This window comes from Pseudomonas sp. ZT5P21 (assembly GCF_054897785.1).
Genome location: NZ_CM142705.1, coordinates 1267106 through 1288776 on the forward strand (window position 1 = coordinate 1267106; position 21671 = coordinate 1288776).

Annotated in this window: 17 protein-coding genes and 1 pseudogene; 12 read left to right on the top strand and 6 right to left on the bottom strand. The window is 60.8% G+C overall.

The features are described from left to right. Positions 1–4: 4 nt before the first annotated feature. The 9 genes from murD to lpxC all read left to right on the top strand — a co-directional run bounded on the left by murD (position 5) and on the right by lpxC (position 10468). Positions 5–1351: a UDP-N-acetylmuramoyl-L-alanine--D-glutamate ligase gene (murD, locus tag ACYZT9_RS05810; protein WP_462008951.1), complete on the top strand. Its 1347-nt coding sequence runs from the start codon at positions 5–7 to the stop codon at positions 1349–1351. Beyond that, positions 1348–2565, top strand: coding sequence for a putative lipid II flippase FtsW (ftsW, locus tag ACYZT9_RS05815; protein WP_462008952.1), 1218 nt, complete (start codon positions 1348–1350; stop codon positions 2563–2565). Before murD ends, ftsW begins: the two co-directional genes overlap by 4 nt. Beyond that, a complete protein-coding gene (gene murG, locus ACYZT9_RS05820; RefSeq protein WP_462008953.1) occupies positions 2555–3625 on the top strand; it encodes an undecaprenyldiphospho-muramoylpentapeptide beta-N-acetylglucosaminyltransferase in 1071 nt (356 codons plus the stop codon). Before ftsW ends, murG begins: the two co-directional genes overlap by 11 nt. After that, positions 3618–5078: a UDP-N-acetylmuramate--L-alanine ligase gene (gene murC / locus ACYZT9_RS05825; RefSeq protein WP_462008954.1), complete on the top strand. Its 1461-nt coding sequence runs from the start codon at positions 3618–3620 to the stop codon at positions 5076–5078. The genes murG and murC overlap by 8 nt, the downstream gene beginning before the upstream one ends. Beyond that, positions 5075–6031: a D-alanine--D-alanine ligase gene (locus ACYZT9_RS05830; RefSeq protein WP_462008955.1), complete on the top strand. Its 957-nt coding sequence runs from the start codon at positions 5075–5077 to the stop codon at positions 6029–6031. Before murC ends, ACYZT9_RS05830 begins: the two co-directional genes overlap by 4 nt. A 4-nt stretch (positions 6032–6035) precedes the next feature. After that, the gene (locus ACYZT9_RS05835) at positions 6036–6905 is read left to right on the top strand and encodes a cell division protein FtsQ/DivIB (RefSeq protein ID WP_462008956.1); all 870 of its coding nucleotides are present in this window, start codon (positions 6036–6038) and stop codon (positions 6903–6905) included. A 15-nt stretch (positions 6906–6920) separates the two neighbouring features. After that, entirely contained in the window at positions 6921–8180 is a 1260-nt protein-coding gene (gene ftsA / locus ACYZT9_RS05840) for a cell division protein FtsA (protein ID WP_462008957.1), read from the top strand. A 70-nt stretch (positions 8181–8250) separates the two neighbouring features. Further along, on the top strand, positions 8251–9444 hold the full coding sequence (ftsZ, locus tag ACYZT9_RS05845; protein ID WP_017340680.1) for a cell division protein FtsZ: 1194 nt from the start codon (positions 8251–8253) through the stop codon (positions 9442–9444). A 112-nt stretch (positions 9445–9556) separates the two neighbouring features. Further along, positions 9557–10468 (top strand): UDP-3-O-acyl-N-acetylglucosamine deacetylase, encoded by a 912-nt coding sequence (lpxC, locus tag ACYZT9_RS05850; RefSeq protein ID WP_007943488.1) that lies wholly within the window; start codon positions 9557–9559, stop codon positions 10466–10468. A gap of 174 nt (positions 10469–10642) precedes the next feature. Here the strand turns inward: lpxC and ACYZT9_RS05855 are convergent, their stop codons facing one another. The 5 genes from ACYZT9_RS05855 to ACYZT9_RS05875 form a co-directional block, all read right to left on the bottom strand. Then, complete coding sequence (locus ACYZT9_RS05855) at positions 10643–12145, bottom strand: sensor domain-containing diguanylate cyclase (protein ID WP_462008958.1); 1503 nt, start codon at positions 12143–12145, stop codon at positions 10643–10645. 167 nt (positions 12146–12312) lie between these two features. Beyond that, on the bottom strand, positions 12313–13677 hold the full coding sequence (locus ACYZT9_RS05860) for a heavy metal sensor histidine kinase (protein WP_462008959.1): 1365 nt from the start codon (positions 13675–13677) through the stop codon (positions 12313–12315). Beyond that, the gene (locus ACYZT9_RS05865; RefSeq protein WP_095193005.1) at positions 13667–14344 is read right to left on the bottom strand and encodes a heavy metal response regulator transcription factor; all 678 of its coding nucleotides are present in this window, start codon (positions 14342–14344) and stop codon (positions 13667–13669) included. Before ACYZT9_RS05865 ends, ACYZT9_RS05860 begins: the two co-directional genes overlap by 11 nt. A 9-nt stretch (positions 14345–14353) precedes the next feature. After that, a complete protein-coding gene (locus ACYZT9_RS05870; protein WP_462008960.1) occupies positions 14354–17458 on the bottom strand; it encodes a multidrug efflux RND transporter permease subunit in 3105 nt (1034 codons plus the stop codon). Beyond that, positions 17455–18615, bottom strand: coding sequence for an efflux RND transporter periplasmic adaptor subunit (locus ACYZT9_RS05875; protein ID WP_462008961.1), 1161 nt, complete (start codon positions 18613–18615; stop codon positions 17455–17457). The genes ACYZT9_RS05870 and ACYZT9_RS05875 overlap by 4 nt, the downstream gene beginning before the upstream one ends. Before the next feature lie 299 nt (positions 18616–18914). Here ACYZT9_RS05875 and ACYZT9_RS05880 point away from each other — a divergent pair, with 299 nt between their 5' ends. The 3 genes and pseudogenes from ACYZT9_RS05880 (at position 18915) to ACYZT9_RS05890 (ending at position 20908) form a co-directional block, all read left to right on the top strand. Beyond that, positions 18915–19172, top strand: coding sequence for a hypothetical protein (locus tag ACYZT9_RS05880; protein WP_462008962.1), 258 nt, complete (start codon positions 18915–18917; stop codon positions 19170–19172). A gap of 152 nt (positions 19173–19324) precedes the next feature. Next, positions 19325–19606: pseudogene (locus ACYZT9_RS05885) on the top strand (PAS domain-containing protein); the annotation flags it as partial. A gap of 255 nt (positions 19607–19861) precedes the next feature. Then, positions 19862–20908: a methyl-accepting chemotaxis protein gene (locus ACYZT9_RS05890; protein WP_462010161.1), complete on the top strand. Its 1047-nt coding sequence runs from the start codon at positions 19862–19864 to the stop codon at positions 20906–20908. On the opposite strand, the gene ACYZT9_RS05895 is transcribed toward ACYZT9_RS05890, so the two are convergent. Continuing rightward, positions 20905–21654 (bottom strand): YkgJ family cysteine cluster protein, encoded by a 750-nt coding sequence (locus ACYZT9_RS05895; RefSeq protein WP_462008963.1) that lies wholly within the window; start codon positions 21652–21654, stop codon positions 20905–20907. The two genes, ACYZT9_RS05890 and ACYZT9_RS05895, sit on opposite strands and share 4 nt — an antisense overlap. Positions 21655–21671 lie beyond the last annotated feature (17 nt).

Consider the following 21671-nt stretch of genomic DNA (forward strand, 5'->3'; position numbering starts at 1 on the left):
ACGAGTGTCTCTGATCGCTTCTGACCACTTCCGCATCGTTGTCGGCCTCGGCAAGAGCGGCATGTCCCTGGTTCGCTTCCTGGCGAACCGGGGCACGTCGTTTGCCGTCGCCGATACGCGGGACAATCCACCGGAACTGGCCACGCTCAAGCGTGACTATCCGCACGTGGAAGTGCGTTGTGGCGAGCTGGACGTTGAATTCCTGTGCCGTGCCGACGAGCTCTACGTGAGCCCCGGCCTGGCGCTGGCGACCCCGGCCCTGCAGGCCGCTGCTGCGCGTGGCGTGAAATTGTCCGGCGATATCGAACTGTTCGCGCGTAACGCGAAGGCACCGATTGTCGCCATCAGCGGTTCCAATGCGAAAAGTACCGTGACCACGCTGGTGGGCGAAATGGCGGCAGCGGCGGGCAAGCGGGTTGCCGTCGGCGGCAACCTGGGCACCCCGGCGCTGGACCTGCTTCGCGACGACGTCGAGCTGTACGTGATGGAGTTGTCGAGCTTCCAGCTCGAAACCACCGACCAACTCAACGCTGAAGTGGCGACCGTGCTCAACGTCAGCGAAGACCACATGGACCGCTACAGCGGTCTGCCGGCCTATCACTTGGCCAAGCACCGGATTTTCCGTGGCGCCAAGCAGTTTGTGGTCAACCGTCAGGATGCCCTGAGCCGTCCTTTGATGGGCGAGGGCCAGCCCTGCTGGACCTTCGGTTTGAGCAAACCCGATTTCAAGGCGTTTGGTATCCGGGAAGAGGACGGTGAGAAATACCTGGCCTTCGAATTCCAGAACCTGATGCCGGTACGCGAGTTGAAAATTCGCGGCGCCCATAACCAGTCCAACGCCCTGGCGGCATTGGCCCTGGGGCACGCGGTCGGCCTGCCGTTCGACGCCATGCTGTCGAGCTTGCGCACGTTTGCAGGGCTTGAGCATCGCTGCCAGTGGGTTCGTGACCTCGATGGCGTGGGCTATTACAACGATTCCAAAGCCACCAACGTTGGCGCCGCACTGGCCGCCATCGAAGGCCTGGGGGCGGACATCGACGGCAAGGTTGTGCTGATCGCCGGTGGCGACGGCAAGGGTGCCGAGTTCAATGACTTGCGTGACCCCGTGGCGGCCAACTGCCGCGCCGTGATCCTGATGGGCCGCGACTCCGACAAGATCGGCGAGGCCATTGGCGATGCCGTGCCGCTGATCCGCGTTGGTTCGCTGGTGGAAGCGGTGGGGCGATGCCGCGCCGCTGCGCAACCGGGCGACGTGGTGTTGCTGTCGCCAGCCTGCGCCAGTTTCGACATGTTCAAGAATTACGAAGACCGTGGTCACCAGTTCGTCCGCGCCGTGGAGGATCTGGCATGAGCCTGCTTAACATCATCAAGCCGTATCCTTCGCCGATCATCACCGGACGCGGCATCGACCTCGACTTTCCGATGCTCGCTGGCTGTCTGGCACTGCTTGGCCTCGGGCTGGTGATGATTGCATCCGCCTCGACCGAAGTGGGCGCGGTGCAGTCGGGTAGCGCGCTTTATTACATGATTCGCCACCTCATCTACGTGGTGCTGGGGCTGGGCGCCTGCATCGTCACCATGATGATTCCGATCGCCACCTGGCAACGCCTGGGCTGGCTGATGCTGATCGGTGCGTTCGGTTTGCTGGTGATGGTGATCATTCCGGGGATCGGCCGTGAAGTGAACGGTTCGATGCGCTGGATCGGTTTCAGTTTTTTCAACGTTCAGCCTTCAGAGATTGCCAAGGTTTTTGTGGTGATCTACCTCGCCGGTTATCTGGTGCGCCGCCAGAAAGAAGTGCGTGAAAGCTGGATGGGCTTCTTCAAGCCGTTCATCGTGCTGCTGCCGATGGCGGGCCTGTTGCTGATGGAACCGGACTTCGGCGCCACTGTCGTGATGATGGGCGCGGCTGCGGCGATGCTGTTTCTCGGCGGGGTCGGGCTGTTCCGTTTTTCCTTGATGGTAATCCTCGCGGTGGCGGCGGTGGTGCTGTTGATTCAGGTGCAGCCGTATCGAATGGCGCGTCTGACCAACTTTGCCGATCCGTGGGCTGACCAGTTCGGTGCGGGCTACCAGTTGTCCCAGGCATTGATCGCATTTGGTCGAGGCGAGTGGCTGGGCGTTGGCCTGGGCAACAGCGTGCAGAAGCAGTTCTACCTGCCGGAAGCTCACACCGACTTCGTGTTCTCGGTCCTGGCTGAAGAGCTGGGTGCCGTGGGTTCCTTGTGCACGGTCGCGCTGTTCGTCTTTGTCTGTGTGCGTGGCATGTACATCGGTTATTGGGCCGAGAAAGCCAAGCAGTTCTTCGCGGCCTACATCGCGTACGGCCTGTCATTCCTGTGGATTGGTCAGTTCCTGATCAATATCGGGGTGAACGTCGGCCTGCTGCCAACCAAGGGGCTGACCCTGCCGTTCCTCAGTTATGGCGGCAGTTCGTTGGTGATCTGCTGTGCCTGTCTCGGCTTGTTGCTGCGCATTGAGTGGGAGAGTCGAACCCACCTCGGCAGCGAAGAGATGGAGTTTCATGAGAGCGACTTCGCCGAGGAGTCGACCCATGGGCGCTAACGTTTTGATCATGGCGGGCGGCACCGGCGGCCACGTGTTCCCGGCGCTGGCTTGCGCTCGCGAGTTCCAGACGCGCGGTTACACCGTGCATTGGCTCGGGACGCCGCGTGGCATCGAAAACGATCTGGTGCCGATGGCCGGTATCGAACTGCACCGGATCAACGCCAGCGGTCTGCGCGGCAAGGGCAAATTGTCCCTGCTCAAGGCGCCGCTGATGTTGCTCAAATCCGTCTGGCAGGCGCGGGCGATCATTCGCCAGCTGCGGCCGGTGTGCGTGGTTGGCTTCGGTGGTTACGTGACCGGCCCTGGCGGCGTTGCAGCGAAACTGGCCGGCGTGCCAGTGATCGTTCATGAGCAGAACGCCGTGGCCGGTACCGCCAATCGGTTGCTGGTGCCGTTGGCCGCCCGAGTCTGTGAAGCGTTCCCCGACACCTTTACCCTGTCGGACAGCCGACGGACCACCGGTAACCCGGTGCGCACCGAGCTGTTCCTCGACACACCGCGACCAGCCTTGGCCGGTCGCAAGGCGCGTTTGCTGATCCTGGGCGGAAGCCTGGGCGCAGAACCGTTGAACAAGTTGCTGCCTGAAGCCCTGTCGCACGTCGCCCCCGACCTGCGCCCGGAAGTGCTCCATCAGGCCGGCAAAAACCACGATGAAGTGACTGCAGAGCGCTATCGCGCGGCTGGCGTCGAGGCGCAAGTGCAGCCTTTCATCAAAGACATGGCCCATGCCTATGGCTGGGCTGACCTGGTGGTGTGCCGTGCAGGCGCGTTGACCATCAGTGAACTGGCCGCCGCCGGTCTGCCCTCGATGCTGGTGCCCTTGCCCCACGCGATTGACGATCACCAGACTCGCAACGCCGATTATTTGGCCCGTGAAGGCGCTGCCTTCCTGATGCCGCAAAGAACGACTGGCGCAGCGGATCTTGCCGCACGCCTGACAGAGGTCCTGATGCAACCACAACGACTCACCGACATGGCCACGGCGGCACGCCGTCTGGCCAAACCCGATGCGACCCGTAACGTGGTCGATACCTGCCTGGAGGTGGCCCATGGTTGAGAATCAGAAAGCCATGCCGCAACCGGAAATGCGCCGCATCCGTCGCATCCACTTCGTCGGTATTGGTGGAGTGGGCATGTGCGGTATCGCCGAAGTGTTGCTGAACCTGGGTTATGACGTGTCCGGTTCCGACCTGAAAGCTTCGCCGGTGACCGAGCGTCTCGAATCATTCGGCGCCCACATTTTCATTGGCCACCGCGCCGAAAACGCTGCTACCGCCGATGTGCTGGTGGTGTCGAGCGCCGTGAACACCTCCAACCCGGAAGTCGCCACCGCTCTTGAACGGCGTATTCCAGTGGTGCCGCGTGCGGAAATGCTCGCTGAACTGATGCGCTATCGCCACGGCATCGCCGTCGCCGGTACGCACGGCAAAACCACCACCACCAGCCTGATCGCTTCGGTGTTCGCCGCCGGTGGTCTGGACCCGACGTTCGTCATCGGCGGCCGTCTGAATGCCGCGGGCACCAATGCCCAGCTCGGCACCAGCCGTTACCTGATCGCCGAAGCTGACGAAAGCGATGCCAGTTTTCTGCACTTGCAGCCGCTGGTGGCCGTGGTCACCAACATCGACGCCGATCACATGGCGACCTACGACGGCGACTTCAACAAGCTGAAGAAAACCTTCGTCGAGTTCCTGCACAACCTGCCGTTCTACGGTCTGGCCGTGGTGTGCCTGGACGACCCGGTGGTGCGTGAAATCCTGCCGCAGGTCAAACGTCCGGCCGTCACTTACGGTTTCGGCGATGACTGCGACGTGCGCGCGATCAATGTGCGTCAGCAGGGCATGCAGACCTTCTTCACCGTGCTGCGTCCTGATCGCGAACCGCTGGATGTCTCGGTGAACATGCCGGGCAACCACAACGTGCTGAACGCGCTGGCCACCATCTGCATCGCTACCGACGAGGGCGTCAGTGATGAAGCCATCGTCCAGGGCCTGTCCGGATTCCAGGGCGTCGGTCGACGCTTTCAGGTCTACGGCGAACTGCCGGTCGAAGACGGCAGCGTGATGCTGGTCGACGACTACGGTCACCACCCGACCGAAGTCGCTGCCGTGATCAAAGCCGTGCGCGGTGGCTGGCCGGAGCGCCGTCTGGTGATGGTTTACCAGCCGCACCGTTACAGCCGCACTCGCGACCTGTACGACGATTTCGTCAATGTACTGGCCGACGCCAACGTCCTGCTGCTGATGGAAGTGTATCCGGCCGGCGAAGAGCCGATCCCGGGCGCCGACAGCCGCAAGCTGTGCAACAGCATCCGTCAGCGCGGTCAGCTCGACCCGATCTACATCGAGCGTGGTGTTGACCTCGCGCCGGTGGTCAAGCCGCTGCTGCGTGCCGGTGACATCCTGCTGTGCCAGGGCGCCGGTGATATCGGGGGCCTCGCGCCAAAACTGTTGAAGAGTCCGTTGTTCGCTGGCGCCGTTGCCGCGCCGAGCGTGGGGAAGTTGAAATGACTGCTGCTTACGCCAACCTCGTCTCCACTGTCGCGCCGAAAGATTTCGGCCGTGTCGCCGTGCTGTTCGGCGGCAAGAGTGCCGAGCGTGAAGTGTCCCTGAAGTCCGGCAACGCCGTTCTCGAAGCGCTGCAAAGCGCCGGTGTGGATGCGTTCGGTCTCGATGTGGGCGATGACCTTTTGCAGCGTTTGCTGAACGAAAAAATCGACCGTGCTTTCATTATTCTTCACGGCCGTGGCGGTGAAGACGGCAGCATGCAAGGCCTGCTGGAATGCCTGGGCATTCCGTACACCGGCAGCGGCATTCTGGCCTCGGCACTGGCCATGGACAAACTGCGGACCAAGCAGGTCTGGCACAGCCTCGGCATTCCGACGCCACGCCACGCGGTACTGACTTGCGAGGCTGATTGTATTTCGGCGGCGACGGAACTGGGCTTCCCTTTGATCGTCAAACCGGCCCATGAAGGTTCAAGTATCGGGATGGCCAAAGTGACGTCCGCGTCGGAGTTGATCGACGCCTGGAAAGCGGCCAGTACCTACGATTCACAAGTGTTGGTCGAGCAATGGATTCAAGGTCCGGAGTTCACCATCGCCACCCTGCGTGACCAGGTGTTGCCACCGATTGCCCTGGGCACGACACACAGTTTCTACGACTACGACGCCAAGTACGTGGCCTCCGATACCCAGTACCGGATTCCATGCGGCCTCGACAGCACCAAGGAAAAAGAACTGATGGACCTCACGGCGAAAGCCTGTGAGGCGCTGGGCATCGCCGGTTGGGGCAGGGCAGACGTGATGCAGGACGCCGACGGGCAGTTCTGGTTCCTCGAAGTCAATACCGCACCGGGCATGACCGACCACAGTCTGGTGCCGATGGCGGCCCGTGCTGCGGGTCTGGATTTCCAGCAATTGGTCCTGGCGATTCTGGCCGCAAGCATAGAGGCCCGAGGGTAAGACCATGCAAGGCGCACATTTAAGACATCAGCCCCCTCCAGCACCCGGCCGCAAGCCGGTGCCACGGGGTGCCAGCCGAATGGTGGCCAAAGAGCCGATGTCCGCGCGCCTGCCGAAAGCCAATTTTGGTTTTCTGAAAGCTTTGTTCTGGCCGGTGCTGTTGGTCGGGCTGGGGTTCGGTACTTATGAAGGCGCGCAACGCTTGCTGCCGTACGCCGACCGGCCGATTTCCAAAGTCGCGGTGCAGGGCGACCTGAGCTACATCAGCCAGCAAGCGGTGCAGCAGCGGATCGCGCCGTATGTGGCGTCGAGCTTCTTCACCATCGACCTGGCGAGCATGCGCACCGAGCTGGAACAGATGCCATGGATTGCCCACGCCGAAGTGCGCCGGGTGTGGCCGGATCAAGTAGTGATCCGCCTGGAAGAACAACTGCCGGTGGCCCGTTGGGGCGATGAATCGCTGTTGAACAACCAGGGTCAGGCGTTCACTCCACGCGAGCTGGCGAACTACGAACACTTGCCACAGTTGTTCGGCCCACAACGGGCCCAGCAGCAAGTGATGCAGCAATACCAGGTACTGAGCCAGATGCTCAGGCCGCTGGGCTTCTCGATTGCACGCCTGGAGTTGCGTGAACGGGGCAGCTGGTTTCTGACCACCGGTGCCGGTAGCTCGGGCCCGGGGATCGAACTGCTGCTGGGCCGCGGAAAACTGGTGGAAAGGATGCGCCGCTTCATTGCCATCTATGACAAGACACTTAAAGAACAGATTACGAACATTGCGCGCATCGATCTGCGCTACGCCAACGGCCTCGCTGTTGGCTGGCGGGAACCTGTAGCGCCCACGACAGCCCAACCCGCTGTCGCGAAGAATTAAGAAGAGGCAGGACCCATGGCAAACGTGCAAAGCGGCAAAATGATCGTCGGTCTCGATATCGGCACCTCCAAGGTGGTGGCGCTGGTAGGCGAAGTTTCGGACGACGGCACGCTGGAAATCGTCGGGATCGGCACTCATCCGTCCCGCGGCCTGAAGAAAGGCGTGGTGGTGAACATCGAGTCCACCGTGCAGTCGATTCAGCGCGCCATCGAAGAAGCGCAGCTGATGGCCGGTTGCCGGATCCACTCGGCGTTCGTCGGCGTGGCGGGCAATCACATCCGCAGCCTGAACTCCCACGGCATCGTGGCGATTCGTGATCGCGAAGTCAGCTCCGCCGACCTTGAGCGCGTTCTCGACGCCGCCCAGGCCGTGGCGATCCCGGCTGACCAGCGTGTGCTGCATACCCTGCCGCAAGATTATGTCATCGACAACCAGGAGGGCGTTCGTGAACCCCTGGGCATGTCCGGCGTGCGTCTGGAAGCCAAGGTTCACGTGGTCACCTGCGCCGTCAACGCCGCACAGAACATTGAAAAATGCGTGCGTCGCTGCGGTCTGGAGATCGACGACATCATTCTCGAGCAACTGGCGTCCGCGTACTCGGTGCTGACCGACGACGAAAAAGAACTGGGCGTGTGCCTGGTGGACATCGGTGGTGGCACCACCGACATCGCAATCTTCACCGAAGGCGCGATCCGTCACACCGCGGTGATCCCGATTGCGGGCGATCAGGTGACCAACGACATCGCCATGGCGTTGCGCACCCCGACCCAGTACGCCGAAGAAATCAAGATCCGCTACGCCTGCGCCCTGGCCAAACTGGCCGGTGCCGGTGAAACCATCAAGGTGCCAAGCGTTGGCGACCGTCCACCGCGCGAGCTGTCCCGCCAGGCCCTGGCCGAAGTGGTCGAGCCGCGTTATGACGAGCTGTTCACGCTGATCCAGGCCGAACTGCGTCGCAGCGGCTACGAAGACCTGATCCCGGCCGGCATCGTGCTGACCGGTGGTACTTCGAAGATGGAAGGTGCGGTCGAACTGGCCGAAGAGATCTTCCACATGCCAGTCCGTCTGGGCGTGCCCCATGGCGTCAAGGGCCTCGACGACGTGGTGCGCAACCCGATTTATTCCACTGGCGTTGGCCTGTTGATGTACGGCCTGCAAAAGCAGTCCGACGGGATTTCGTTCTCGGGCATCGGCAGCCGTGACAGCTACAGCAATGAAGAGCCGAAAGCCGCCTTGATCGATCGCATCAAGAGCTGGGTACAAGGCAACTTCTGAAGAATTACCGCAGCACCGTTGTAGATACAGGCAGTAGGCGAAAAAACTAGAGAATCAAAGGAGAGGGAAAATGTTCGAACTCGTAGACAACATCCCCGCAAGCCCGGTCATTAAAGTTATCGGTGTTGGCGGAGGCGGCGGCAACGCTGTCAATCACATGGTCAAGAGCAACATTGAAGGCGTTGAGTTCATCTGCGCCAACACTGATGCCCAGGCGCTCAAGAGCATTGGCGCGCGGACCATCCTGCAACTGGGCACCGGCGTGACCAAAGGTCTCGGCGCTGGCGCCAACCCTGAAGTAGGTCGTCAGGCCGCTCTCGAAGACCGTGAGCGCATTGCCGAAGTCCTGCAGGGCACCAACATGGTGTTCATCACCACCGGCATGGGCGGTGGCACCGGTACCGGTGCTGCGCCGATCATTGCTGAAGTGGCCAAGGAAATGGGGATCCTCACCGTTGCGGTGGTGACCCGTCCGTTCCCGTTCGAAGGTCGCAAGCGCATGCAGATCGCCGACGAAGGTATTCGTCTGCTGTCCGAAAGCGTCGACTCGTTGATCACCATTCCCAACGAGAAGCTGCTGACCATTCTCGGTAAAGACGCCAGCCTGCTGTCGGCTTTCGCCAAGGCAGACGATGTACTGGCCGGTGCCGTTCGCGGTATCTCCGACATCATCAAGCGTCCGGGTATGATCAACGTCGACTTTGCCGACGTGCGTACCGTGATGAGCGAGATGGGCATGGCGATGATGGGCACTGGCTGTGCCAGCGGTCCGAACCGTGCACGCGAGGCCACCGAAGCGGCCATTCGCAACCCGTTGCTGGAAGACGTGAACCTGCAAGGTGCACGCGGCATCCTGGTGAACATCACCGCCGGTCCTGACCTGTCCCTGGGTGAGTACTCCGACGTGGGTAGCATCATCGAAGCCTTCGCTTCCGAGCACGCGATGGTCAAGGTCGGTACCGTTATCGATCCGGACATGCGCGACGAGCTGCACGTGACTGTCGTTGCTACCGGTTTGGGCGCTAAAATCGAGAAGCCTGTGAAGGTCATCGACAACACCGTTCACACCTCCATGGCATCGCAGCCGCAACAATCGGCTCCCGCTCGTCAGGAAGCGCCAGCGGTCAACTACCGTGATCTGGACCGTCCGACCGTCATGCGCAACCAGGCTCAGGCCGGTGCAGCGACTGCCGCGAAGATGAATCCGCAAGATGACCTGGACTACCTGGACATCCCGGCTTTCCTGCGTCGTCAGGCCGATTAATGGAATGTATCAGGGCTATGAAGGTGATTGGTGTTCAGCAAAGGTCTGGTCTGCTATCATCGCCAGCCTTTGTTGATACCAGTTCGCAATTTGCGCTGAAGCGGCCCAAGCCATGATTAAACAACGCACACTGAAAAATATTATCCGTGCCACAGGTGTCGGCCTGCACTCGGGGGAGAAGGTATACCTGACCCTCAAGCCCGCACCTATCGACACCGGCATTGTGTTTTGTCGTGCTGACCTCGACCCTGTGGTGCAGATTCCTGCCCGTGCGGAAAACGTTGGCGAAACCACGATGTCGACTACGTTGGTCAACGGTGACGTCAAAGTGGATACGGTGGAGCACTTGCTCTCGGCCATGGCTGGCCTGGGCATCGATAACGCCTACGTCGAGCTCTCCGCGTCCGAAGTCCCGATCATGGATGGTAGCGCTGGACCTTTCGTATTCCTGATTCAATCGGCCGGCCTGGAAGAACAGGACGCACCGAAGAAATTCATCCGGATCCTGCGGGAAGTGACAGTGGAAGACGGCGACAAGCGCGCCACTTTCGTCCCTTTCGAAGGCTTCAAGGTGAGTTTCGAGATCGATTTCGATCACCCGGTTTTCCGTAACCGCACACAAAGTGCAAGCGTGGATTTTTCCAGCACTTCGTTCGTAAAAGAAGTCAGCCGCGCCCGTACCTTTGGTTTCATGAGTGATATCGAGTACCTGCGCAAGCACAACCTCGCACTCGGCGGCAGCGTTGAAAACGCTATTGTGGTCGACGCGGATGGTGTACTGAACGAAGACGGCCTTCGCTATGAAGACGAATTCGTGAAGCACAAGATCCTCGATGCAATTGGTGATCTCTACCTGCTGGGCAATAGCCTGATCGGTGAGTTCAAGGGCTTCAAGTCCGGACATGCATTGAACAACCAGCTGCTGCGCAAGTTGATTGAGCAGACAGATGCTTGGGAAGTCGTGACTTTCGAAGACGCCAGCACTGCACCGATCTCTTACATGCGTCCGGTTGCGGCGGTGTAAGTAAAAAACCTCTCTAGTTTTTAAAGGCTGCCTTCGGGTGGCCTTTTTTTATACCTGTTTTTTGTGGAGTCTGGGCCGGCCCCTTCGCGAGCAAGCCCGCTCCCACATTGGAATGCATTTCAAATGTGGGAGCGGGCTTGCTCGCGAAGGGGCCAGGGCCACCACGCAAAAACATCAGACAGAAGCCACCACCCGATTCCGCCCGCTTTCCTTCGCCTGATACAGCGCCTTGTCAGCTGCAAACAGCAACTGATCAAGGCCGCCATCGGTAGTCGTGGTCCAGGTGCTGATGCCGATACTGACAGTAATCGGCGATTCTACGCCCGCCACAAACGGCAGTTGCTCCACTGCAATGCGGATATGTTCGGCAATCTGCTGCGCCCCCGCCCTGTCCGTCTCCGCCAGGACCACCGAAAATTCCTCTCCTCCGTACCGGGCGACCAGATCCGCCGGTCGCCGCACGTTTTCGCCGATTACCTTGGCCAGCGCGCGTAGCGCATTGTCGCCGGCCTGATGGCCATGTTGATCGTTGAACGCCTTGAAGTGATCGGCGTCGATCATCAGCACCGACAGCGGTTTGCCCGTCCGTTGTGCGCGAAACCATTCGTGGCGCAGGGTCTGATCCAGCGTTCGGCGATTGGCCACTCCGGTCAAGTCGTCGGTAGCGGCCAGTTGCGCCAGTTCTTGCTCGGCAGTATGGCGCAGGCGCAGTTCCCGGCACAGCAACCAGGTCAGCCACAGCAGGCCAATGCACAACACGCCGGTGGCGCCGCTGATTGCGACCGCTGTGCGTTTCCAGGCGGCGAACACATCATTGCCGGAGAGCGCGACGATCACCGTCAAAGGCAGGTTGCCAACCCTGGAAAAGGTATACAGGCGTTGCTCATGGTCGATGCTCGATACGCTGTCGAAACTGCCGTTGCGTTCGCGCAGGATGCGCATGACATTGGGGCGGTTGGCGAAGCTTTTACCGATCGAGTCATTTTCCAGGTGAGGCTTGCGCGCCAGCAGAATGCCGTCGTCGTTAATGATGGACAGCGTGCTGTCGCTACCGATGTTCAAGGTGTTGAACAACTGATCGAAATAGCTCAGGCGCATCGAAGCGACGGCAACCCCCAGGAACTCACCCGTGGTCGATGAGATGCGGCGGCTGAAGCTGATTCGCCATTCGTTGCTGTCATCGCAATCGCAACGGGGTTTGAACGGTCGGCTGATGAACATGCCGGTGTCACGGTTGAAGGCATGTGCGAGGAAATAATCGCGATCGGCAAAATTACCGGGCTTGGGTTCGACCAGTGAGGAGTCCGCTAGCACCTCGCCATGCTTGTCCAACAGCAGAATGTCGCCCTTGAAGCGTGTCGTGGTGGAGCGGTCGAACAGCACCAGATGGCGGATCTGCGGCGAAACCTGCTTCAGGTCATCGCGTTGCGAGGCGGCAATCAAGCCTTGCAGGGTCAGGTCGTAAAGTTCGACCGTGCGCAGCACGTCGGCGTCGATCAGTTGCGCAATCGTTGTGGCGCTGCGGGTAGCGGCCTCTTGGGCGTTGGCGTGTTCGCGGATCAACAGGAAAGTGACGATGCTGATGATCGCGATGACGGTCAGGGAGCTGCCGAGGATCACCATGAGTTCCGGGCGGCCAGTCTTGCCTGAAGGGTGTGGGGGGCGGCTCGCGGGCATGGGGATGATGTCTGCTTGAGGAGCAAAAAAAAGGCCAGCAAAACGCGCTGGCCTCTACTCATTCAAGCTTAGAAGACATTGAGCGGGTAGTCGACGATCACCCGGTATTCATCGGTGTCCTCGTCCAGCGCGCCGAAAGCCAACGCAAGATCCTGTGGCGAGTGGGGTCACACGGGCAGGTGGATGCCGAACGTGTTCATGCCGTGGTCACTGCGTACAAACACATCGCCGCCGTGCATCAGCGCAATCGCTTTGACGATCGCCAGCCCCAAGCCGTGGTTGTTGCCACTGTTGCTGCGCGACGCATCGACCCGGTAGAAACGTTCGAACAGCCGTGGCAGGTGCTCGCTGGCAATCGGCGATCCGGGATTGGCGACGCCGATGCTGACCTGGTGCGCCTCGACCTCGATCCGCACCTGAATCACCTGTCCGGGCTCAGTGTGTTGCACTGCGTTGCTGAGCAAATTGATCAACGCACGGCGCAAATGAGCGATTTCGATCCGCACTTGCGCATCGCCACTGACGTGCACCTGAACCTGCGCGTCCTCGAGGATGAAATCCAGATACTCAAGCGTCGTTGCCACTTCATCGGCCAGCGAGGTGGACGTCAGTTTGGTGGCCTTGCTGCCCTGATCGGCACTGGCCAGGAACAGCATGTCGTTGATAATCGAACGTAACCGCTCCAGCTCTTCCAGGTTCGATTGCAGTACTTCGAAGTAGTGTTCGGCCGAGCGTCCGCGCGTCAGTGCCACCTGTGTCTGGCCGATCAGGTTGGTCAGCGGCGAGCGCAATTCGTGAGCGACGTCGGCATTGAATGACTCCAGTCGCGAGTAGGCCTGCTCGACCCGCTCCAGCGTGGAGTTGAACGAGTTGACGAACTGATTCAGTTCCGGCGGCAGCGACGACAGGCGCAAGCGCCCGGAGCGCAGCGGCGGCGCCAGTCGCTGGGCTTCCTGAGACAGCTTGATCAGCGGCTTGAGACCGATCCGCGCCACCCAGTAACCGAGTGCCGAGGCCAGCAGCACACCGACAATCGCCAGGCTGATCAGGGCAATCAGCAAATGATGCTGGGTCTGGAAAAACGTCTCGGTGTCGATACCGATCAGGAAACGCAACGGCGGTCGTTGATCCTTGGCCGGGAACTGGCTGACCAGCACTTTGAGCGGATAAGGCTGATCCGGTAGCTGCAAGTCGCGCATGCCCAGCGGTCCTTCGGCGAAGGCGCGGATCTGTGGCGTCAGGTTGCCGTATTCGTAGTGCGGATCGCCGCTGATGATCCAGAAACTGATGCGCTTGTCTTCTTCACCCAGCAGCTTGAGCTTGTTGTTGATCTTCACCCAATGCTCGGGCGTGCCGTAACGGCCGACGGTGGATTCGAGCACGCTGTACCGCGCCTCCAGTTCGGCTTCGGGCAGTAAGCCCAAGCCTTTGTCGACCTGTTGATACAGCGCCCAGCCGATCAGCAGGAACACCAAAAGCGCCACCAGCGTGAACATTCCACTGAGGCGCAGCGCAATCGAATTACTGGACACCACGGCTCTCCAGCACATAACCCATGCCACGGATCGTGTGCAGCAGTTTCTCGTCGAACGGCCCGTCGAGTTTGGCGCGCAGGCGTTTGATCGCGACTTCGACGACGTTGGCGTCACTGTCGAAATTGATGTCCCAGACCATTTCCGCGATGGCGGTTTTCGACAAGATTTCACCTTGTCGCCGGGCCAGTACGCTGAGTAGCGAGAACTCTTTGGCGGTCAGGTCCAGACGTGTGCCGGCGCGGGTGGCTTTGCGGCTGATCAGATCGATCCACAGGTCGGCGATGCTCACTTGCACCGGTTCATGGCCGCCGCTGCGCCGGGTCAGTGCTTGCAGGCGCGCCACCAGTTCAAGGAAGGAAAACGGTTTGCCGAGGTAATCGTCGGCACCGTCACGCAGGCCTTTGATGCGGTCTTCGACACGCTCGCGGGCGGTGAGCATGATCACCGGGGTTTGCTTGCGCGCACGCAACGCGCGCAGTACGCCGAAGCCGTCGAGGCCGGGCAGCATGACGTCGAGGACGATCACTGCGTAGTCGTTTTCCAGCGCCAGGTGCAGTCCTTCAACGCCGTCCCGCGCCAGGTCCACGGTGTAACCCTGTTCCGTCAGACCACGGTGCAGATAATCCGCGGTTTTTTCCTCGTCTTCGATAATTAGAACGCGCATGACCTCGCCTCAGTCTGTGGTCGCCAGCGCCGGTACAGGTGCTGGTTCTTTTGGCCGATGGAAAAGCCGCTCAAGCCACAAGTATATGACCGGCGTGGTGAACAGCGTCAGCGCCTGGCTCACCAGCAAGCCGCCGACGACCGCGATGCCCAATGGCTGGCGCAACTCGGCGCCGGTGCCATAGCCGAGCATCAGCGGCAGCGCGCCGAGCAGGGCGGCGAGGGTGGTCATGATGATCGGCCGGAACCGCGTAATACAGGCCTGGTAAATCGCTTCTTCCGGTGGCAGGCCACCCTTGCGCTGTGCTTCCAGGGCAAAATCGATCATCAGGATGCCGTTCTTCTTCACGATCCCGATCAACAACACCAGCCCGATCAGCGCCATGATCGAAAAATCCTGCCCGCAAATCCACAGCATGATCACCGCCCCGAGCCCCGCCGATGGCAGCGTCGATATGATCGTCAGCGGATGCACGAAGCTCTCGTAGAGCACGCCGAGAATGATGTACACCGCCACCAGCGCCGCCAGAATCAGCCACGGTTGACTCGCCAATGAACTCTGGAACGCCTGGGCCGCGCCCTGGAAGTTGCCGCTCATAGCGGCCGGCATGCCGATGTCGGCCTTGGCCTGGTCAAGCATGATCACCGCATCGCCGAGCGCTACGCCGGGCGCCAGGTTGAACGACAGGTTGGCGGCCGGGAACATGCCGTTATGGGCGATGGACAATGGACCCACCGTCGGCGCATCGAACCTGGCCAGCGCCGACAGGGGCACCATTTCCCCGCTCAACGGCGATCGCAGGTAGAAATAATTGAGGCTTTCAGCCTTGCCGCGTTGCCGGGTGTCCAGTTCCAGAATCACGTTGTACTGGTTGATCTGGGTCTGGAATTCATTGATCTGCCGCTGCCCGAACGCGTCGTACAGCGCTTCGTCGACATCGCTGGCAGTCAGGCCGAAACGCGCGGCGGCGCTGCGGTCGATGCTGATGTGGGTGATGCTGCCGCCCAGTTGCAGGTCGTTGGAAATGTCGCGGAACGCCGGGTTGGCGCGCAGTTTTTCCGTGAGGCGTTGGGTCCAGGTGCTGAGGGTTGCGCCGTCGTTGCTCTTGAGCACGTATTGGTACTGCGCGCGGCTCGGGCCGGAGCTGAGGTTGATGTCCTGGCCAGCGCGCAGATAGAGCACGATGCCGGGAACTTTCATCAGTTGCGGGCGGATACGGTCGATGAACTGGCTGGCCGAGACGTCGCGGTCGCCGCGTTTTTTCAATGAAATCCAGAAGCGGCCGTTGGCGATTGTCTGGTTACTACCGGAGACACCCACGGAGTGGGAAAACGCTGCAACCGCCGGATCTGCGGCGACGATTTCCGCCATTGCCAGGTGTTTTTTCACCATGTCGCCGTAGGAAATGTCGGCGGCGGCTTCTGTAGTACCGAGGACGAAACCGGTGTCCTGTACCGGGAAGAAACCTTTCGGAATGAAGATGTAACCGGCGATCGCCAAGGCCAGGGATAAACCGAACACCCCGATCATTAATTTCTGATGGGCGAGGGCGCGACGCAGGCCTTTTTCGTACCACGCCAGCAAGCGTTCGCCGAACGTGGCTTTGCTGTGGGCGTAGTGCACCGGCGCACGCATGAACAGCGCCGCGAGGGTCGGCGCCAACGTCAGCGACACCACTACCGAAATCATGATGGTCGAAGTGGCGGTCAGGGCGAACTCCTTGAACAGCCGTCCGACCACGCCGCCCATGAACAGCAGCGGAATGAACGCCGCCACCAGCGAGAAACTGATCGAGACCACGGTAAAACCAATCTCGCCGGCGCCCTTGATCGCCGCTTCGCGCATGCCGTCACCGGCCTCAAGGTGACGGTGAATGTTTTCCACCACCACAATCGCATCGTCGACCACAAACCCCACGGCTACCACGATCGCCACCAGCGTCAGGTTGTTCAGGCTGAAACCCATGACGTACATCAGGGCGAAACTGGCAATCAGTGATACGCCCAGCACCGCAGACACAATCAGCGTCGCCGACCATTGGCGCAGGAACAGCGCCATCACTGCCACCACCAGCAGGATCGCAATCAGCAAGGTGATTTCCACTTCATGCAACGAGGCGCGGATGGTCTGGGTGCGGTCCACCAGCACTTTGACCTGAACCGACGCCGGCAGCATCGCTTCGAGGGCGGGCAGGGCGGCTTGAATGCGGTCCACGGTCTCGACGATGTTGGCCCCCGGCTGCCGGGAAATCACCAGGTTCACCCCTGGCTTGTCACCGGCCCAGGCTTGTACGTAGGCATCTTCCGAACCGTTGACGACTTTCGCTACATCCTTCAGGTGAACCGGCGCACCGTCCTTGTAGGAAACGATGAGTTGGCTGTATTCCTCGGGATGAAACAACTGATCGTTGGTGGACAGCGTCGAGATGCTCGACTCGCCGTACAACGCACCTTTGGCCAGGTTGAGACTGGTTTGCTGAATTGCCAGACGAATGTCCGCCAGCGTCAGGCCGATAGCCGCGAGTTTGTCCGCAGAGACCTGAACGCGAATCGCGGGACGTTGCTGGCCGGTGATGTTGATTTGGCCTACGCCGTCGATCTGGCTGATCTGACGCGACAGCAGCGTTTCCACCAGGTCACTGAGTTCGGGGCCGGGCATCAGGGTTGAGTTGATGCTGAGAATCAGCACAGGGCTATCGGCCGGGTTGACCTTGCGCCAGGTCGGCAGGTTCGGCATGTCCTTGGGCAGTTTGCCGGCGGCGGTATTGATCGCGGCCTGCACTTCCTGGGCGGCGGTGTCGATGCTTTTGTCGAGGTTGAATTGCAGGGTCAGGTTGGTCGAGCCGAGGGCGCTGCTCGAAGTCATCTGGGTCACGCCGGGGATGGCGCTGAATTGCACTTCAAGCGGTGTGGCCACCGACGATGCCATGGTCTCCGGACTGGCGCCGGGTAGTTGGGCGGCGACCTGGATAGTCGGGAATTCGGCTTCCGGCAGTGGCGCGATCGGAAGTCGCGGGAACGCGATAACGCCGAGCAATACCAGGGCAAAGGTCAGCAGGATCGTCGCCACCGGGTGATCGATGCACCATGCTGAAACCGAGCCATGGCCCTTCATGGCTTCGACTCCGACTGGACCACTTGCGGTGGCTCGGTCAGCACCTGCACGGTCGAGCCGGGTTTGAGTCTTGATTGGCCGTCGCTGACCAGCACGTCGCCCGGTTTCACACCTTTAATGATGTCCTGGCCGCTGCCTTGATAGACCATCTGCACCTGAACCGTTTCGACTTTGTCACCGTTGACCCGGTAGACGAAGTGTTGATCAAGACCGCGTTGTACGACTGTGGGCGGCACCACCAGCGCATCTTTATCCAGCGCTGTCTGAATCTTTACCGTCACCAGCAGCCCCGGCCAGAGTTTCTGCCCGGGGTTGTTGAATTCGGCCTTGGCGCGGATGGTGCCGGTGCTGGCGTTGATCTGGTTGTCGATCAGGGTCAGGTGACCCTCGCCCAGCAGGTTGCCGGTTTCGCCGTCGGTGTCGGCGCCAATGTAGGCCTTCACCTGAGCGTGCTGCGGATCGTTGATCAGGCCTTGCAGGGTCGGCAGCATTTGCTGCGGCAGGGAAAACTCCACGGCGATCGGGTCGATCTGAGTCACCGTGAACAAGCCTTGCGTGTCGGTCATGCGCAGGAAGTTGCCTTCGTCCACCGTGCGAATGCCGACGCGACCTGTCACGGGGGAGCGAATCTGTGTGTAGGAAAGCTGTACTTGCGCGGCATCAATTGAAGCCTGATTGCCTTGGGCGGTGGCCTTGAGCTGGTTGACCAGCGCTTGTTGTTGATCGTAGGTCTGCTTGGACACGCCATCGTCGACGCTCAGCAACTTGTAACGTTTGAGATTCACCAGCGCCACTTGCAACTGCGCCTGGCTTTCGCCGAGCTGTGCGCGGGCCTGATCGAGGCTGGCGCGGATCGAGCGGTCATCGATGGTGGCGAGCAAGTCACCTCTGCTGACCAGTTGCCCCTCCTTGACCAGGATTCTGGTGAGGATGCCGTCGATCTGCGGGCGCACCACCACGCTGTGCAGGGACAGCACCGAGCCGATACCGCTGATGTAGCGCGGGACGTCTTTTTCGGTGACGTTCACTACCCGAACCGGAATCGCCGCAGGCGCGGCGAGTTTGGCCGTCACGGGTTTGGTGGCGTACCACACGCCCAGCGCTGCCAGGACAATCAGAAGGGCGGCGATCAAGGCTGGTTTTTTCTGAATTCGCATGCGAGTGGTGCGCCGGGGCTGGGTTGGACGGAGTTGTGTCAGGTTATACCTCCCTTTATAAACCTGTTCGCCGGTCAGGAAGGTGACCGCTAACTGACGGCGTTGTCAGTTTGGACGGATGATGAATACAAAGGGAGCATTCCTTGGATATGGCCAGCTCGCGAAGGCGTCGGGTCCATCACCACAAAACCCGACAGACTCGTGTGCGGTTAGAAGCCTGCCGCCCCCGACACAGGTATACTGCCGCCTTTCGCGGCTCGCTGACCGGGCCCGACTCTTTTGCATCACCCGGAGCTTTCATGACTTCCCCGACACAACCGCCGGTTGCAGACGCCTTGAGCGACGACCAGGCAGACCTGCCAGACAGCGTCGACTCCAGCGCAGACAGCGAAATCAAAGCCGCGATCCCGGCGTTCAAGTTCCCGTTCAAACCGGGTGAACTGGCGGCCGCGAAAACCGCCAGCCAGCCGTGGTACAAGAACGGCGCCAAGAACGGCCACACCAAGACCCCCGGCGCAGCGCCTCCCGGCACCCGTCGTTCGATGGGTAAGCGCTGAGTTTTCACCCCCCGCCATTGGCCATTGGCCGCGGTTTTCAATCGCGGTGATGGCTAAGTGCTCATACCCTGAGCCAGATCAACGTTTGTGGAATCAGTGCGCTTAGAGTCAGCAGCCCTGCCGACTCTTTCCCTACAACGAGCGCGCTTTCCATGAAGATCAACCTCCCGGTGACCGGCCGTAATGTCGACGTTGCGGCTGATGCGAACATCCTCTCGACCACTGATCTAACCAGCGCCATCACCTACGCCAACGACGACTTCATCAACATCTGCGGATACAGCCGTGAGGAGTTGCTGGGTTCCACGCACAATCTGCTGCGTCACCCGGACATGCCCTCAGCCGCTTTCGCGCACATGTGGCAGACCCTCAAAAGTGGCCGTTCGTGGATGGGGCTGGTGAAGAATCGCTGCAAGAATGGCGATCACTATTGGGTGAGCGCCTTTGCCACGCCGGTGACGCAGAACGGTCGGGCCGTGGAATATCAGTCGGTCCGGACACGGCCCTCGGCGCGGCAGATCGAAGCCGCGGGAAAAGCCTACACACACCTTCGCGACGGTCGGGTGCCGCTGCTGCAGCGCCTGCCTGTGCTCGCACCAGGTCTCAAAGTCGCGGCACTGTTCAGCGGGACGCTGGCCTGTGTGGTGGGTGTCGAGTCGTGGCTGAATCCTTCATCAGCGGTGTCCGGGATGCTCGCGTTTGTCATCGGCAGCGGTGTGGCGGCGGTCGGAACCGGGGTGATGTTGCGCCCGCTGACGGCATTGGCCGAACGCTCCCGGCAGATTGCCGACAATCCGTTGAGCCAAGCCATTTTCACTGGTCGCCGAGATCAGTTCGGTCAGATCGAGTTTGCCTTTCAAATGCTCGAAGCCCAGATCGGCGCAGTGGTGGGGCGAATTGGCGATGCCTCGCAACGCCTGGCCGGGCACGCGGTGGAGCTGGTCGAGCACTTGCAGAGCAGTCACAGCAGCACGCTGGCTCAGCAGTCTGAAACCGATCAGGTGGCGGCGGCGATTCATCAGATGGCCGCCAGCGTGGCCCAGGTTGCCAGCCATGCGCAGCAAGCCTCCCAGGCAGCCGATCTGGCCGGCAGCGAAACCCGCGAAGGCCATCAACTGGTGAGCGAGAGTCGCCATGCGGTGCTGCGTCTGGCCGAGGAACTGGCGCACGCCACCGAGGTGATTCATCAGCTGGAGGGGCACAGCAGCGAGATTACCGGGGTGCTTGAAGTGATTCGCAGCATCGCCGAGCAAACCAATCTGCTGGCCCTCAACGCGGCCATCGAGGCCGCGCGCGCCGGGGATGCCGGGCGCGGTTTTGCGGTGGTGGCCGACGAAGTGCGGGGCCTGGCCCAGCGCACGCAGCAATCGACCAACGAGATTCAGCGCATGATCAGCACCCTGCAAAACGGCACGCAGGACGCAGTGCTGGTGATGCAGCAAAGCAGTGAGCAGGTGCAAAGCAGTGTGGAACAGGCCCAACGCGCCGCCGATGCGCTGGACGCGATCAGTCGGCGGGTCAATCAGATCACCGAAATGAGTCTGCAAATCGCCTCGGCGGTGGAAGAGCAGAGCACCGTCAGCGAAGACATCAACCGCAACATCAGCAGCATTCGCTCCGCCTGCGAAGTCACGGTGAGCGAGGGGCGGCAAATCCAGGCCAACTCTGAGGACGTGGCGGGGCTGGCGGAGGATTTGCAGCAGTTGGCGCAAGAGTTCTGGCGAGAACGCCGTTAAGCTGTGCGCAACGAAATGAACGCGTAGTCGAGCGGCGTCTCGGTGGTCACTTGCGCGCCGGCCGCCAGCACTTGCCCGGCGATGTCGTCGCCCGACACGTGGAACCGCCAGTCGCTGCTCGAGCCCGTCAGCGGTTGTTGCGTCACCTGGTCGATGACCGTGGCAAACGCGGTCATGTCCGGCAGATAAGCGGTGAATCCATCGCCCTTGAGCGCTGTCGTCCGAATCCCCAGTAATGCGCAAATCGCATCCTTGGTGCGGATGTCATCGCGATCAGCCTGACGGGAGCGCTGAATAAGTCCTGCGAGTTCCTGATCGACCAGTTCACCGCCTACGATCAGATCCGGTCCTTTCTCCCACGATTCGGGCGGGCATTCCTTGATCGCCAGGTTGAGGGGAATGTGCGGATTGATTTCCATCGGATAGATACGGCACACCAGCGGCCGGCGTGCGTAGATGCGGCAGAGGTTGTCCTCGTCAAGATTTCGACAGGGACCGATGTTGTAAGCGGCAAACGTGATGGCCACGTACGCTTCGGACGCGCCGCTTTGAACCACCACCGAACGGCGTTCGGCATGTTCGCGTTGCTGCACCGGCAGGCCCAGGCCATTTCCCAGGAACCCTTCCACCAGCACGATCACCTGGCCACCGTCGGCCGCCCACATCCGGGCTTCTGTCAGGGTAAGGGGCACGTGATGGTCATTGCAGCATTTGCCACAACCTACGCAGGAAAACGTTGTATTCATCGAAGGATCAGTCGCTT